The following is a 15,362-nucleotide window of genomic DNA, read 5'->3' as shown; positions in this document are numbered from 1 at the left end:
CGATGGGCATTGAAATTATCAACACCGTTGAACTGGCCAAGCGCGAAAAAAAGCGCACGGTTGTCATCAACACCCGTAAATTTCATGCCTGGGTGCATTATTATCCCAACCCCGGCGATCACGATGAAATGCATTGCCACAATGCAGACCAGACCTTCATCTGTATTGAGGGCCAATGCACCATGTCCTTTCCCGATGGCGGCAAAGCAGCGCTCGATCCCACCATGGCGGCATTGGTCACCGGTGGATCATTCTACCGATTGGAAAACACGGGCGATGGTCCCATGATCCTCATGGGCAACCGATCCGGCTCCCAAGACGACATCAAAATCATCGACCATAAAACCCGCAAAGACCTCCGCGCCAACGGCGGTAAAGTCACCGTCACCAACGATGGGTGATGAACCCTTATACGGTCGCCTTGGCGGCTATGATGGCGTTGTGGCGATGGTGGATGCGGTTTTGCCGCGTCTGGCGGGTGATGCTCAATTGGGGCGGTTTTGGGCGCACCGGGGGATTGACGGGATCATTCGTGAACGCCAGTTATTGATTAATTTTCTGGCCAGTGCCTCGGGCGGGCAACTCTATTACACCGGGCGCGATATGGCGCTGGCCCATGAAGGCATGCGCATTGATGAAAGCGATTGGGAAATCTTTATGGGCCACATGGGTGCCGCCCTCGATCAGCTTTCCATCGGCGCGGCCGAACAAACCGAAGTCATTGGCTTCATCGGCAGCCTGAAAGATGAAATCGTCGAGATATAGGCGCGCATAAAATCACAAAAAAAGGGCGGGACCCGAAAAGGGTGCCCGCCCGAAATTTTGTGTCAGATGAAACTGCTATTTGGTGCAGAGCATCTTACCGGCATAAGACTTGTTGCCTTCATACCAGATTTTACAGGTCATACCTTTTCTGATCTTCTTACGGCTGGCTTTCTTGCCGTTGATTTTCACCTTAGTATAACGACCGCGCGTGCGGGTCTTGTACTTCTTGGACTTGCCCGCAATCTTGAACTCAAGCTTGCCCTTTTTCTTCACCTTGGTGATCTTGCCAGTGACAATCTGCCACTTGATCGTGCGCATAGGTGATTTAGGATTCTTGAGAATCTTTGAATAGCGTTCATAAAGATTACGCGGCATCTTGGAAAGCCGTTCGACAATCTTGTGCACATCGGCGCCATTTTTGGGGCTGGTGAGCAAGCGCAGCTTTTTGGCTTCTCCCTGATAAGCAGGGTCCGAATGGGCCGCCATGAAACCATCGCGAAGTGCTTTGGTCACGTCTGGTGCCAGACCCGGAGGGCCCGCAAAAGGACGCGCCATGAAGAACGGTGCTTCCAACAGGGCGATCAAATCTTTATCGGCCTGTTTGGTCACCAATTCCTGTGCCGTTGGGGCATTGGGGAAGACCGGAAGGCGTTCAGTTGCAGCAAATTGCATGATCACCCGAATAGGACTGTCTTTCTTCAACCATTCCGGATGGGCAGTCCGCATCGAGGCATAACCCACCATACGGGCCTGGGCTTCGTTACGATCAACGGCCAGATAGAGCGTGTTACCACCGGGGTAGCCGCGCAGAGGCTGGACATTGAGACCCAAAATTTCACGCAGAACGATGGGCACATCGGTGCCATCAGAGCCAAACGATGTGGCGGCAAAATTGATTGGTTTTGGATATTTTTTCAGATCAGCAATATTATGGATGCCAGTGTCTTTGCGCACCACCATCACATACGCTTCACCCTTATAGCTGGATGATGTGCCGATCCATGTCAATTTCAGCGGATCAAAATTGGCTTTCTTGGCCTTGCCGGAAAAGGCAAAGATAGGCACGCCACGGGCAAAGGTGCCAAAGACGGTGCCGTCTTTCGGGGCCTTGTAATAGATGTAGTTGACGGCCTTGAAGCTGCCCGCACCGGGGCGGTTCTTGGCCACGACCGAGGGATTGCCCGGCAAATGTTTCCCAATATGGCGTGCCACCTGGCGGCCATAACGGTCATAGCCACCACCGGCACCATAGCCGATAACAACCGTAATCCTTTTGCCTTTAAAATTAGCGGCATCGGCCGTATTGGCCGTGCCCATCCCACCAGTGGCAAGGGCCACAGTGGCGAGGCCCAAAAGGCCCCGTCCAAGTGTGGAGAGTGAAATCATGATAGTCTCCCAGTTTAAATTAATATGCCCCGCCACCCTTTTCTGAGGGCTTTTGCGGATTATTTGTATATTCCCGAAAAAGGCTAGCCGAGCACCGGGGCCAGTGCAAGACCGGAATTAGGGCGTAATCGGGGCAAGGGGTTCAAGGCCAAGGATATGGTCGCTGGCTTTTTCCGCAATCATCAACACGCATGCATTGATATTGCCCGAAACCAGGTCTGGCATGGCCGATGCATCAACAACCCGAAGGTTTTCAGCACCCCGGACCCGCAAATGTTCATCCAGAACCGCCATGTCCCCGGTCCCCATGGCACAGGTGCACGACGGATGATGGGCCGTTGATGACCGTTTTCTGATCCATTGGTCAATGTCTTCATCCTGTGTGACCGCAAGACCGGGCGATACTTCCACGCCGCGAAAGTCATCAAGGGCCTTGTTCGCCAACATTTCGCGCGACAATTTCACCCCCCGGCGCAGGGTTTCAATGTCGTCTGGGTCATCAAAGAAATTCTGGACAATATGCACCTTTTCAAAGGGATCGCTGGATTGCAGGGTCACCCTGCCCCGGCTTTTGGGATGCAAAAGAATGGGCCGGATGCCGCAGCGATCTTCATAGGGTTTGCGGATGCCCGGGAACCACAAATGGGGGTCCGAGGATACGGCCCGGAAAATCAGCTGAATATCAGGGGAATCAAGGCCATCTTTGGTTTTGAAATAACCATGCAGCCCGCCGGGCAGGCTGGTGGCGGGGCCGGTTCCGAACAAAAATGCCCGCACCATAGAGACCGTCATCCGGTCAAACCGCATATCATCCAGAAATGGGCCGGGATTGGGGCGCGTTGCACCAACAATCACGCCCAGATGGTCTTGCAGATTGGCCCCGACACCGGGAAGATCAATCAACGGGTCAATGCCATGGGATTTCAGGTGATCTTTCGGCCCAATGCCCGCCAACATCAAAAGCTGGGGTGAATTATAAACCCCCCCTGAAAGGATGATTTCCGCACTGCCAAGGGCCGTTTTGGATTTCCCCCGGTGGCGATATTCAATGCCCACTGCCCGGGTGCCATCCATTGTGATCTTCGTCACATGAGCACCGGTTTCCACGGTCAAGTTAGGCCGAGACATTGCTGGTTTTAGAAAGGCCCTGGCCGCAGAATGACGCCGGCCCTTACGAATGGTGGTCTGGCCCCGGCCAACGCCCACCTGATTGGCGCCGTTGTAATCTTCTGTATAGGCATGGCCCATGTCTTCTGCGGCCCTGACAAAAGCATCAAACAGCGGGTCAGGGGTTTCCGATGGGGTCACCGTCAGGGGGCCATCGCCCCCGCGATAGACATCGGCACCCTTACCCCAGCTTTCTGTGCGACGGAAATAAGGCAGCACGTCTTTATAAGACCAGCCATCTAGGCCCATATTGGCCCAGCGATCATAATCGCCAGCATTGCCGCGCACATGGGACATATGATTGATGGAAGACGATCCCCCCAACACCTTGCCCCGCATGGTTTCCAACTCGCGGCCCAAAAGCCCCGGTTCCGGGGCGATATCGTAGCCCCAGTCGTGGTTGCGTGCTTTATGGATGCGGCCAATGCCTAAGGGAATGTGGATCAACGGGTCACGATCAGGCCCACCGGCCTCAACCACCAGAACCCTGTTTCCGGGGTCTGCACTTAACCGGTTGGCAAGCACACAGCCCGCAGAGCCAGCCCCCACAATGATGTAATCAAATTCTCTAATCAAATCTGGCACGAATATTCCCTTATGTTGGTTTAGCCCTGATTATCGACCAAGCTGGCACAATTGATCAAACACTCAATTGCCTATGGCAAAAGCCCGCACAGCTTGTTATTTTGCGCCGTTCTTAGAACCCCCAATTCATTCTTTATATAAGGTAGCCTCCATGAGCGACGAAAAACCCCTGATCCGGAAAGCCAAAAAACGGTATCAATCCGACATTATCGTTGATCTGATCAAGCAATTTGAGCTGCCTTATATTGCCCTGAACCCCGGGGCGAGTTATCGCGGGCTTCATGATTCCATGGTCAATTACGGCGAAAATGATCCGCCGATGATTCTCTGCAACCATGAAAAAATCGCCGTCCAGATCGCCCATGGCTATGCCAAGGCCACGGGCAAGCCCATGGGCGCTGCGGTCCATAACGTTGTTGGCCTGCTCCATGCGCCATTGGCCGTTTATTACGCCTATATCGATCGCTGCCCGCTGTTTCTGATTGGCGCCACCGGCCCCATGGATGAAAAATTGCGCCGCCCCTTCATTGACTGGATTCATACCGCCTTTGCCCAAGGGTCTGCGGTGCGCGATTTCACCAAATGGGATTACCAGCCCGGTTCTATCCACGGTGTGCCCGACAGTTTCGCCCGCGCCTATTCCATCATGATGACCGAGCCCCAAGGGCCGGTTTACATGGTCTATGACGCCGGCATGCAAGAAGCGGAATTGACCGAAAATATTCAAATCCCCCACAAAGACGCCGTTCGGGTACCACCCCGCATTGCCACCACCCCGGACCAGATCGATGAAGTCGCTGATATGCTGTTGGCATCTGAATACCCGGTGTTGTTGACCGAATACGCAGCCCGCATGCCCATTGGCTATGAACCCACCGTGGCATTGGCAGAAACCACTGGCGCAGCTGTCTATGACGTCAACAAACGTCTGGGCATCCCCAACCGCCATCCCCAAAATGTCAGCTTCCACAATGATGCCTTCTTTGATGCCGATCTGGTGATGGCCCTTGATGTGGTTGACTGGACCAAGGGTTCACAAAAACCCAATTGGGAAACCCGCGAAGTTGAATCGCTTTGCAAGCCCGATTGCAAATGGATCGATGTTGGCTTTGCCGATATTGAAATCAGCAAATGGGCCACCGATTACAACAAGCATCACAATTGGGACAAGCGCATTCTGGCCGACACCACCACGGCCATTCCTGCCCTGACCGAGGCCTGTGCAATACGGATTGGCAATGATCCCAAACTTGCCGCCCGCATCGAAGACCGCAAACAGGTCATCGCTGAAAAACACACAAACCAATGGAATAAATGGCAAGAAGAGGTCAAAGACCGTTGGGATGATGACCCCATGCATGAATCGCGCATGGCATCTGAAGTTTGGGGTGTGATCAAGGATGAAGACTGGGTTCTGACCGCGGGCACCCTGAAAACATGGACACTGAAGACATGGGATTTCAATACCCCGTACCGCCATCCCGGACGTGAACTTGGCACAGCAACCCAGATCGGTTTGTCCCTTGGCGTGGCACTGGCCCACAAGGGCACGGACAAACTGGTGGTTGATCTGCAGCCCGATGGCGATCTGATGTTTGATCTTGGCGCGTTATGGATGGCCAGCAAGTACGAAATCCCCATTTTGGTGGTGATGTATAACAACCGCGCCTATTACAACGATTGGGCCCATCAAATCTCCATTGCCAATGCACGCGGCACGGACCCGCAACGGGCCAATATCGGCATGGACCTTTATGGACCGGAACCTGATTTTGCCCATATTGCAAGGGGCATGGACTGGTATGCCGAAGGCCCCATTGAGAACCCCGCCGATATCGCAGGGGCGCTGACCCGGGCCATCGAACAGGTCAAGGCCGGCAAGCCAGCGCTTGTTGATGTGATTGTTGCCCGTCGCGACGCGCCATAATCAATGTTCAATATTGGTGACAACGTCCGCCATGTTGCCCGCAATGTTGTGGGCGTTGTCATCGATATTGATGGGGATACGGTTTATCTGGAGCAACCCAATGGCTGCGAAGTAGATTTCGCGGCATCCGCGTTGATCTATGAAAGTGATTTTCAGGCGCGCCACGATACATCGGTCCAAGATGATGCCGGGTCTCATGCACATGATGCGGCCTATGATGCGGTTCTGGACAGCATGTATCCTGCCATTATCGACATGGGCCAGCTTTTGCATTCCCAGGCAGAGCGCATTCCAGGCGTTGCCGCGAAACGCTGGGAGGAACTGAGTTCCTTGCAAAAAATCAATGCTATTTCTGCGGCCACAGAGGTTCCTGTGAAAACCTGGATTGATTCATCCCAGCCCGGCGCCCGGCCCGCAATTGGCACGGTACAATTGACGGTCCTGCAAAAAAATTCCAAATAGTTAGCCCCCTTAATCAAGGCGGCTGACTTTTCCCCGCCCCTTCTTGATCTTGCTTTGGTGGCGTTTGCTATCAGAGCTGCGCCGGACAGAAGCCTTTGATGGCTTCGTCGGGCGACGGCGCACCGGCACCACGGCCGCTTTTGCGATCAATTCAATCAAGCGATCAAGGGCATCCCGACGGTTTTGTTCTTGGGTGCGAAACCGGTTGGCGGTGATGACCACCACCCCATCGCGGGTCATGCGCCGGCCTGCCAGAGGTTTCAGGCGGAGAAAGATTGCATGGGAGAGCGAAGGGCTGGTCCGCGCATTGAACCGCAGCTGAACCGCACTTTCGGTCTTGTTTACTTTCTGGCCGCCGGGGCCTGGGGAACGGATGAACTGTTCCTGAATTTCTGCATCGTTGATTTTAAGCGTGGGTGTTATCTGGATCATGAAAAGAGTGTAGCGGACATTTTTGGGGAATTATGCGCCCAATCTTTGCCCGGGTTGTATTTCATCTTGATCAAAACCAGTCCTTCCCCTGACGCTTCCACTATAACTAAAGTAATATAATGGTTAATTTCTTGTTAGGAATGCGCTATCTCTTCCTTAAGAACTGTTGTGATAATCCATATCCCGTAGCGTTATTTGCCGATCGTAAACGTATTTAAAGTTTTACAGATGTACGCTTTTAAAATCGGGAAGATGATTTTACGTTATCACGTCTTAACCACGCCGTTTGCCAGCTTCAATATTTGCCCAAGGAATTAAACATGTCGACACTTCCAAAAGAACCTTTGCAACAAGAGCTTAATGCGCTTTTTCGATATATGCAGCGCGTCCGCCAAGAGGTTGCAGCCATTGACCGCCCCGTCGATCAAAACCATGGCTTTGTAAGCATGGGCGATCAAATGGATGCCATTGTTGAGGCGACAGAAGCGGCGACCAACACCATTATGGAAGCCATGGAAAGTTCTGAAGAAGCCAATTCAAAACTGCGCGAACAGGTTACAGATCCGGAACAGTTGGCGCTTCTTGATCAGATCACAACAAATGCCAACAAAGTCTTTGAAGCATGTGCGTTCCAGGACATCACAGGCCAACGCGTCAATAAGGTTGCCAAATCCATGTCTATGTTGAAGACAGGGTGACCTCGCTTATAGACCTGTTTGGCGAGAAGGAAATTGCTGACATTGAAGTGGTGGTAGAACCCGGCGAGGAACTGACCGAAGACGAAGCATTACTGAACGGCCCGCAAATGGCCGGCGAAGGCCTGTCTCAGGACGACATCGATAATCTTTTCGACTAATCTTGAAAAGGTTGGGCGCTTATTCTGTTTTCTCTATCGTTTGAACCGCATTAAACCCTTCAAAACTTGGGGGGCCTTGATAAATACCCGCCCTGGATTTGCCCGCATTTGCGTGGGCCTTTCGAAACGATTCTGAATTTGTCCAGTCCGTGAAATGATCTGCACTTTCCCAAATCGTGTGAGAGACATACAAGGTATGGTCTTCGGCTTCGGGGCCTCGCAGTAGATTAAATTCGACAAAACCGGGCTCTTTGTTCAAATGACTGTCGCGCTCTGCCCAGATGCGTTCAAAGGCATCCTCTTGTCCTGATGTGATTTTAAAACGGTTCATGGCGATATACATTTTTGGCTCCCGGTTACTGAAATTTATACGGTACGGATATTTCTAGAATTCGGCGATCACCGAAAGAAAGGGTTTTGCAAAATCCCTTAACTTGCTTTCGCCCACACCGAATATTTCTGAAAATTCATCTTCATTCGCTGGCTTGTTGCTGGCCATCTCCATCAAGGACCGATCCCGAAAGATAACATACGCTGGCACGCCGCGTGCCTTTGCAAAATCAAGGCGCAATGCTTTCAGGGCTGCAAACAGGCCCTCATCAACGTCTGTTACTGAGCCCCCATCTGTCCCGCCTGATGGTTTAGCCGCGTTGGGGCGCAATCGAGACGATTTGGACGATGGTTTGACGGGAGCACGAAAATGAAACGTGCCATCCCCATCCAGAAGGCCCTGTCCTTCTTCTGTTATATTGAGGCCGCCATGGCCGGCAATGTCCAACCGCAAATATCCAACGGCCACCATTTGGCGAAGGATTGACCGCCATGTGTCTTTACTGTCATCAATGCCAACCCCGTGAACAGCAAGCCGATCATGGCGAAGGCCCCGGATTTTTTCTGTATCGGCCCCACGCAGAACATCAATGATATGGGCCTGACCAAAGCGTCCGCCTGTTTGGACAACAGCGCCCATGGCATTGCGCGCTTGAGCCGTGCCGTCCTCCATATCCGGTGGATCCAGACAAATATCACAATTGCCGCAAGGCTCTGATTGCTCGCTGAAATAAGACAGCAACACCCTTCTGCGGCATTGTGGGGCTTCACAATAGGCAATCAAGGCATCCAGTCGCTTATGCTCGCGCCGCTTGTGGGCATCGTCGCCATTTTCAGCTTCAATGAACATCCGACGCTGGCGGATGTCCCCCAGGCCGTAAAGCATGAACGCATCGGCTGTCTCTCCGTCGCGCCCGGCACGGCCCATTTCCTGATAATAGGATTCCATGTTCCCTGGCAAATCGGCATGAAAAACATACCGCACATCGGGTTTGTCGATGCCCATGCCAAACGCGATGGTCGCCACCATCACCACGCCCTCATCGGTCATGAAGGTGTTTTGATGCGCAGCACGATCTGTACTGGGCAGCCCTGCATGATAGGGCAATGCGCAAATGCCATTTTTCACCAAAAGACCTGCCACAGCTTCGGTCTTTTTCCGCGACAGGCAATAGACGATGCCACTTTTTCCGAGCCGGGCTTTGGCAAAATCCAGAAGCTGTTTCTTCCAGTCGTCTTTGGGCTCTACCATCAGGCGGATATTGGGTCGATCAAAGCCGGTAACGAAGATACGACTGGGACCCCGAAAAAGTTTTTCTGAAATATCCTTGCGTGTTGCTTCATCAGCAGTGGCTGTAAAGGCAGACAGGGGAACCCCTGGAAACAATTCGCCAAGCCCACTTAAGGATTCGTAATCGGGGCGAAAGGATGGCCCCCATCGCGAAATACAATGGGCTTCATCAATGGCGATCTGGACCACAGGCAAGCGCTGGAGCGCTTCTAACATGCGCTCGGTCATCAACCGTTCAGGAGAGATATAAAGCAACCGGGTCTCCCCCGATGCCACCCGCTGCCACGCATCCACATTCGCTTCCCGGGGCCTTGACGAATTGATGGTGTCAGCCGCAACCCCATCAAGTTTCAAAGCAGCCACCTGATCTTCCATCAACGCAACCAAAGGCGAAACCACCAGGGTCAGGCCTTCTTGGAGCAATGCTGGAATTTGAAAACAGATCGACTTTCCAGAGCCAGTGGGCATCACCGCTAATACGCTCACCCCGTCCAGAATACTGGCAATGACCGCCTCTTGGCCCGACCGAAAAGAGGTGTAGCCAAAGACCTCTTTGAGGAGACCATGCGCTTTGGAATTTTGGCCAAGAGATGGGTCAGGCAGTGAAACAGAAGAAGACATAGGGCCAATCTAACATCGTGTTGCGGTGGGATACTTCAGGCAATCGGCTTAAGAGAAACAAACATACAGGCTCATCTCACTTTTCTCATCTTTTCTCATCTTTTTTGTGCGCTCTGGACGACGGTTTCCAGATGATCCAGAAATTGAGACCGATCCACCTTGGAAAATGGCTTCGGTCCTCCGGTTATCTCGCCGGTTTCACGCAGGCTCTGCATCAAATTTCGGCTTGCCACGGCCATGCCAATGCTGTCTTGGGTAAAAATCTCTCCATTGGGCTTCAGGGCATGGCCCCCGCATTCCAAACAACGGGCCGCCAACAGAATATCATTGGTGATACAAATATCGGGGGAGCTCATGTGTTCTGCGATCCAGTCATCGGCGGCATCAGGTTCTTCAGCGACAATAACCAATTCGACCAAGGGATTCCCATCAGGCCGGATGCCGCCGTTGCTCACCATATAAACCTTTAGCCCATGACGATCCGCAACCCGGACAACTTCGTCTTTAACCGGGCATGCATCCGCATCCACATAAATGATGGTCATGCTAATAATACCCTGCATAAACAAAGGGATAGGCTATATCCCGACAACCGCCGTCAATGCATATCAATAAACCGTTAACGATAAATGGGCTACCCTTCTCTTAAATCGCCTGAAGGGTATCGGAATGGGAGCCTCAACCGTCAAATCGACCGGGTTGATAAAGCATCAATTTAGAAAAACTGTTGGTAGCGAAACGGGCTTCTTTGTCGTTTTACCCCTAATGGCAGCGGTCATTTTTGCATTTGATCTAACAATGCCGCTGGGCATTGCCGCAGGCATTCCCTACATCGCGCTGGTGCTCCTGGGTGTTTGGGCACCGTGGAGCCACCATATTCTGACCCTGGGGCTGGTTGCATCAATTCTAACCATTACCGGCTTCCTCTTTTCCTCTGAAAACAGTGCCCTTTGGATTGTTTTAACAAACCGGGGATTGGCGCTCTTTGCAATTTGGTCGGTAACCCTTGTGGCGACACTCGTTAATCGAGAACGCACTGCACTGGAGGAAAAAACCAACCTGCTCACAACCAGCTTTGACACCATCAGCCAGGCGTTTAGCGTTTTTGATGCCACTGACACCCTGATCGCTTTCAACAGAGCATATGAGAAAATTTTTGATTTTCCCCCAGGCTTTCTTCGCCCCGGCATGCCCCATGAAGAGATATTAAGGTGGCGCGCCAATGCCGGCCATTTTGGGGATGGCAATGTGGAAGATTTAATCAATGCTCGCATGAATGACATAAACCATGGCCGTGAATTTAGCCGTGAACGTACGCTCCCCAATGGTCTGATCTATTCACTCCAAAGGCGCATGATGCCCGATGGGAGCTATGTAAATACCCTGAGCGATATTACCAGCTACAGACGTGTTCAGCAGGTCGCCGCAGAAAAGTCTGCCTTCCTTGAAACAACCATTAAAACAATGGCCCATGGGTTTGTCGCATACTGTCCGTCGTCATATAAATTGGGACAATCAAGCGTGCGTGCCTAAACACGCCAATCAGGCCAATTAGGGCAATCAGGCCAAATCAAGAATGTACCAGCTGTTCCCGGCAGGTGCTGCGGCGCATGTCACGCCGGTATTGGGTGTCATCAAACGGGGTTGCGCGATGAATGGTCGCTAAATTGTCCCAGACAACCACGTCCCCAACACGCCATTTATGGCTGTAGATGAATTCCGGTCTTGTGGCGAAAGCCATCAATTCATCCAGCAAATCCCGGGCCTCATTTTCAGGCCAGCCTTTAATCGCTGAAATATGCGATGCAATATAAAGCGCCTTGCGCCCCGTTTTTTCGCAGTGATACACCAACCCATGGTGTGCCGGGGGCCGTGATGCCCGCTCTGCCTCCGTCGGGGGTTCAGCGCCACCAAGGGCGCGCGAATGCCAATAACAATGTTCCGCGATCAACCCATCCAGACGGTTTTTGGTCTGTTCGGGAAGCGCATCGTAGACCGCCCTTGTGTCGACAAATTCAGTATTCCCCCCCATTGGTGGAATGACATGGGCTGAAAGCAGCGAATACGTCCCCCGCACCTGGCGGAACGACATATCGGTATGCCACAGACGGTTGGCGCGCTTAAACAAAAGCCGCCGGTCCCCTTCTTCATAGATCGCGCCATCTTGATCAAGGTTGCTCTGATCAACCATTTCGTTATGGGGAATGCGAATGCCGGTGCCGGTAATCTTTGGGGATTTTCCCCGATCCATAGGACCCAACAGCGCGCTGAATTCTATTTGTTCTTCATTGGTGGGCGGTGCGTCATGACCCACCACACAAACACCGAATTGGTCCATCAGTGCGATGAATGCCTGACTTTGCGCAACGCTGACCGGTTCACGGATATCCATACCCGAAATTCGGGCCCCAAAAAGCGGGTGCAACGGTGTTGCTTGCAATCCCATAACCGCCCTTAGGCCGCCACTGTACAGGGCGTTAGCCACGGCCCCTGAACGGTGATCCTGTGCATGGACCGAGAGTGGCCCGGATAATCATCCAATGCATAATGGGCAACCGCGCGGTTATCCCACATGGCCAAAGACCCTTCTTCCCAACGGAACCGGCAGGTATGTTCGGGCTTGGTGATCACCTCAGACAGGCTGTTCATTAGTGAAAGACTTTCTGCCCTGCTCCAGCCATCAAACCGATCGGAATAGACCGGGCCCAGAAACAAAACCTTGCGCCCGGTTTCCGGATGGCACCCGACCACAGGGTGGCTGGCCTCTATGCCCGCAAATTTTTCCTGCATCTCTGCGTAGTATTCTGGCGTTATGCCCGGTGCCGGTGTCAGGCCGATGCCATAGGCATGGGATTTAACCAAAACCGTAGAAAGCGTTTCCAACATCGCCTGCAATCCGGGCGACAGCGCATCATAGGCCGCACCCAAATGGGCAAACATGGTGTCCCCACCACAGGGCGGCAAATCGCGGGCATACAGAACAGAGGCAATATCAGGGTTTGGCAAAAAGCATTTATCCATATGCCAAAAGCCGCCAACATTGCGGACATCTTCTGGCTTTCGAACGATCTCTTTGACCTCTGTAAAGCCATCTACCAAGGGAATGTTGGATGCGTGGGCATCGGGTTCCACCGTGCCAAAACATCTGGAAAATGCCAATTGTTGGGTCGGCGTAATATCTTGATCACGAAAGAAAATCGCACCCCACGTGTTCAGCGCTTCGCGCAGCTCAAGCACCACTTGTTCCGACAAGGGCTGGCTAAGATCAACGCCGGAAATCTCTGCCCCGGTATGGGCCGACATGGGTTTGATGGTGATCGTCGCATTCTTCATGCTTGATTGCTCCTGATGATGCCTTAGGCAGCCCCAGCAAATTGGGCCTGTATCTTTTTTTCAAACCCGATCAATTTTTGAACACTGTCACGGGTTTGCATACGTTCAAAATGGGCGGCACAGATTGGAAAGCTGGATAGATCAAGTTCAAATTGCGAGGCACGGCGATAGCACCAGAAAAAATGCGCATCCGAGGCCGTAAAGTGATCGAAGAAATATTCCCGTCCTTTTAAAAGGTCTTCGGCCATGGAAAAACAGTCGAACACAATCTCTGTCGATTTTTTAAGGATGCTTTCTTCGGCTTCGGGAAGATCGCAAACCTTGAGCGGTGAATGAATCAAACTCAAATAAGGGTGGATGCCCGAAGAACACCATGACAGCATGGAAATCGCCTTCAATTCCTGCCATGGGTCTTGGGGCAGCAACTGAGCTTTTGGAAAATTCCTGGCAATCCATATCTGGATGGCAACATTTTCGCTTAACGGCTCGCCATTGACCACAAGCACCGGCACCTTGTGTTTGGGGTTAAGCTTCAAATATTCAGGCGTTTTATTCTGCCCCTTGCGCATGTTGATGGGCATGACCTCAAATTCGGCGCCGGCCTCGGTCAAGGTGATATAAGGCACCAGGGAACAGGTTATCGGGGCATAATACAGCTGAATTTCCATTGATATCTCCGGATCACACACGCTTTGGTGGGGTTTTCAGGCTCGGTTTTCTGATTATAATGCCGAATACCCCGCTAGGCTACATTGTCGGGCAACCCCTTCACAAAGGCCGCCTCTCTTGGCTGTCATCATAAATTGTATTTAAACAAGGTGACCACGCCATGACGAGCCAGAATGCTTCAAATCCCGCAAAATCTGCAAAAACTCCAACCCGTGAAGAGCTTCTGGAACGCGCGCGTGAAATGGCCCCGCGCCTTCGCGAACGCGCCGAACAATGCGAAGCAGACCGCATGGTGCCAAAGGATACCATCGCTGATTATCGCAAGGCAGGGCTGATCCGTATGTCGATGCCAAAACGCTATTCCGGGTATGAAATGGGCTGGGATATTTTGTGTGAAGTCACCCAAATCCTTGCTGCGGCCTGCGGGTCTCAGGCATGGATACAACGCATCTGCGCAGATCATGCCCAAATGGTTGCAACCTTCCCCGAACAGGCCCAGGACGATGTCTGGGGAGATGACCATGACGTTCTGGTTTCAGCGGCGTTTGATCCGGTCGGTCGGGCACGCCCTACAGATGGCGGGTATATCTTTTCAGGCCTTCACGGTTTCTCCAGCGGCATCGATCATGCCGGGTGGATGATCTGTGGCGGGTTTATTGAAATTGATGGAAAACTGGATGGGCCCAATTTCTTTCTGGTCCCAAGACAAGACGCCACCATCATTGATGACTGGCATGTCATGGGGCTTTCGGGAACGGGGTCAAAAAGCTTTGAGGTAAAGGATGCCTTCGTGCCGGCCCACCGGGTGCTTATCGGTGCCCAAGCACGCATCGGACAGGGGCCAGGAACCAAGATCAACACTGCCCCCGTCTATCGCACGCCCCGGGGTGGTATTACCTCCACCGGCTTTGCAGCCCTGACCGTCGGCATGGCCAGAGGCGTTCTGGAAGAATGGTACGCCTATACGCGGCCACGAAAATCCCGGGGCATGCCCATTGGAAAACAGGAAAGCACCCAGCTTTTGGCCGCAAAAAGCCATGTCGAGATCGATGCTGCCGAAGCCCTTTATCTTGGCACCATTCAAAAGGCCATGCGGCGGCTGGAAAACAACGAAACCCTGTCTGATCTGGACCTCGCCACGGCCAAGCGCAATGTTGCCTACGCCTGTCAATTGGCGCTCAAAGCATCAACACGGCTGATCAATGCCGGTGGCGGGCGATTGCTGTTCAAGGGCAATCCCATTGAACGCCAATTTCGCAACGTCCTTGGCGGCGCATCCCATCACGGGGTCAACTGGGAAAGTGCCGCAAAGGTTTTTGGGGCCATGATGCTGGATGAAGACCGCTCCTGAATCGCTCCCCCCTGCGGGCGAAGCCTTAGGCATATCGCCCAAGAACGTGTCCGTCGTCATATAAAATGGAACATCTGGCGGCCTGATCTAAGAGAGGGTCTGGCCCATCTGGTTGATCATATTAAGCGGCGTATTTGCGGTATTGCAAGCGCCGGGTTTCCATGGTTTTCCGTTTGATCCTTTCCCT

Annotated in this window: 17 protein-coding genes; 8 read left to right on the top strand and 9 right to left on the bottom strand. The window is 52.7% G+C overall.

Annotated features, from left to right (window positions below; translation table 11 throughout):
- Positions 1-2: 2 nt before the first annotated feature.
- Positions 3-401 (top strand): cupin domain-containing protein, encoded by a 399-nt coding sequence (locus tag HOJ08_01625; protein ID MBT5672137.1) that lies wholly within the window; start codon positions 3-5, stop codon positions 399-401.
- Positions 394-765, top strand: a complete 372-nt coding sequence (locus tag HOJ08_01620; GenBank protein ID MBT5672136.1) for a group 1 truncated hemoglobin — start codon at positions 394-396, stop codon at positions 763-765. Before HOJ08_01625 ends, HOJ08_01620 begins: the two co-directional genes overlap by 8 nt.
- A gap of 75 nt (positions 766-840) precedes the next feature.
- Here HOJ08_01620 and HOJ08_01615 read toward each other — a convergent pair whose 3' ends face one another.
- Together HOJ08_01615 and HOJ08_01610 are read right to left on the bottom strand one after the other, a co-directional pair.
- Positions 841-2,151, bottom strand: coding sequence for a hypothetical protein (locus tag HOJ08_01615; GenBank protein ID MBT5672135.1), 1,311 nt, complete (start codon positions 2,149-2,151; stop codon positions 841-843).
- 117 nt (positions 2,152-2,268) lie between these two features.
- On the bottom strand, positions 2,269-3,894 hold the full coding sequence (locus HOJ08_01610) for a dehydrogenase (protein ID MBT5672134.1): 1,626 nt from the start codon (positions 3,892-3,894) through the stop codon (positions 2,269-2,271).
- A gap of 160 nt (positions 3,895-4,054) precedes the next feature.
- Here HOJ08_01610 and HOJ08_01605 point away from each other — a divergent pair, with 160 nt between their 5' ends.
- Positions 4,055-5,830 carry a thiamine pyrophosphate-binding protein gene (locus tag HOJ08_01605; GenBank protein ID MBT5672133.1) on the top strand — a complete coding sequence of 592 codons (1,776 nt, stop codon included), beginning with the start codon at positions 4,055-4,057 and terminating at the stop codon, positions 5,828-5,830.
- A gap of 3 nt (positions 5,831-5,833) precedes the next feature.
- Entirely contained in the window at positions 5,834-6,292 is a 459-nt protein-coding gene (locus HOJ08_01600; protein MBT5672132.1) for a hypothetical protein, read from the top strand.
- Positions 6,293-6,301: 9 nt separating this feature from the next.
- Here the strand turns inward: HOJ08_01600 and arfB are convergent, their stop codons facing one another.
- On the bottom strand, positions 6,302-6,724 hold the full coding sequence (arfB, locus tag HOJ08_01595; protein ID MBT5672131.1) for an aminoacyl-tRNA hydrolase: 423 nt from the start codon (positions 6,722-6,724) through the stop codon (positions 6,302-6,304).
- A 320-nt stretch (positions 6,725-7,044) separates the two neighbouring features.
- Between arfB and HOJ08_01590 the strand changes: the two genes are divergently transcribed.
- Positions 7,045-7,422, top strand: coding sequence for a hypothetical protein (locus HOJ08_01590; protein ID MBT5672130.1), 378 nt, complete (start codon positions 7,045-7,047; stop codon positions 7,420-7,422).
- On the top strand, positions 7,419-7,580 hold the full coding sequence (locus tag HOJ08_01585; protein ID MBT5672129.1) for a hypothetical protein: 162 nt from the start codon (positions 7,419-7,421) through the stop codon (positions 7,578-7,580). Before HOJ08_01590 ends, HOJ08_01585 begins: the two co-directional genes overlap by 4 nt.
- Positions 7,581-7,599: 19 nt before the next feature.
- Here the strand turns inward: HOJ08_01585 and HOJ08_01580 are convergent, their stop codons facing one another.
- The 3 genes from HOJ08_01580 to HOJ08_01570 form a co-directional block, all read right to left on the bottom strand.
- Positions 7,600-7,923 carry an antibiotic biosynthesis monooxygenase gene (locus HOJ08_01580; GenBank protein MBT5672128.1) on the bottom strand — a complete coding sequence of 108 codons (324 nt, stop codon included), beginning with the start codon at positions 7,921-7,923 and terminating at the stop codon, positions 7,600-7,602.
- Between the two features lie 42 nt (positions 7,924-7,965).
- The gene (recQ, locus tag HOJ08_01575; GenBank protein ID MBT5672127.1) at positions 7,966-9,822 is read right to left on the bottom strand and encodes a DNA helicase RecQ; all 1,857 of its coding nucleotides are present in this window, start codon (positions 9,820-9,822) and stop codon (positions 7,966-7,968) included.
- Between the two features lie 95 nt (positions 9,823-9,917).
- On the bottom strand, positions 9,918-10,367 hold the full coding sequence (locus HOJ08_01570) for a YaiI/YqxD family protein (GenBank protein ID MBT5672126.1): 450 nt from the start codon (positions 10,365-10,367) through the stop codon (positions 9,918-9,920).
- Between the two features lie 124 nt (positions 10,368-10,491).
- Between HOJ08_01570 and HOJ08_01565 the strand changes: the two genes are divergently transcribed.
- Entirely contained in the window at positions 10,492-11,355 is an 864-nt protein-coding gene (locus tag HOJ08_01565; protein MBT5672125.1) for a hypothetical protein, read from the top strand.
- Positions 11,356-11,392: 37 nt separating this feature from the next.
- On the opposite strand, the gene HOJ08_01560 is transcribed toward HOJ08_01565, so the two are convergent.
- Genes HOJ08_01560 through HOJ08_01550 form a run of 3 tightly spaced genes read right to left on the bottom strand, consistent with a single transcriptional unit; the run spans position 11,393 to position 13,823 of the window.
- Positions 11,393-12,307 carry a TauD/TfdA family dioxygenase gene (locus HOJ08_01560; protein ID MBT5672124.1) on the bottom strand — a complete coding sequence of 305 codons (915 nt, stop codon included), beginning with the start codon at positions 12,305-12,307 and terminating at the stop codon, positions 11,393-11,395.
- Positions 12,277-13,155, bottom strand: a complete 879-nt coding sequence (locus tag HOJ08_01555; GenBank protein ID MBT5672123.1) for a taurine dioxygenase — start codon at positions 13,153-13,155, stop codon at positions 12,277-12,279. The genes HOJ08_01560 and HOJ08_01555 overlap by 31 nt, the downstream gene beginning before the upstream one ends.
- A gap of 23 nt (positions 13,156-13,178) precedes the next feature.
- On the bottom strand, positions 13,179-13,823 hold the full coding sequence (locus HOJ08_01550) for a glutathione S-transferase family protein (protein ID MBT5672122.1): 645 nt from the start codon (positions 13,821-13,823) through the stop codon (positions 13,179-13,181).
- Between the two features lie 161 nt (positions 13,824-13,984).
- Between HOJ08_01550 and HOJ08_01545 the strand changes: the two genes are divergently transcribed.
- A complete protein-coding gene (locus tag HOJ08_01545; protein ID MBT5672121.1) occupies positions 13,985-15,175 on the top strand; it encodes a hypothetical protein in 1,191 nt (396 codons plus the stop codon).
- Positions 15,176-15,362: the final 187 nt, after the last annotated feature.

The organism is Rhodospirillales bacterium (assembly GCA_018666775.1).
GTDB lineage: Bacteria > Pseudomonadota > Alphaproteobacteria > SMXQ01 > SMXQ01 > JABIXC01.
Note: the sequence above shows the minus strand (reverse complement) of the source record. Positions and strands in the feature narration are given on the sequence as shown.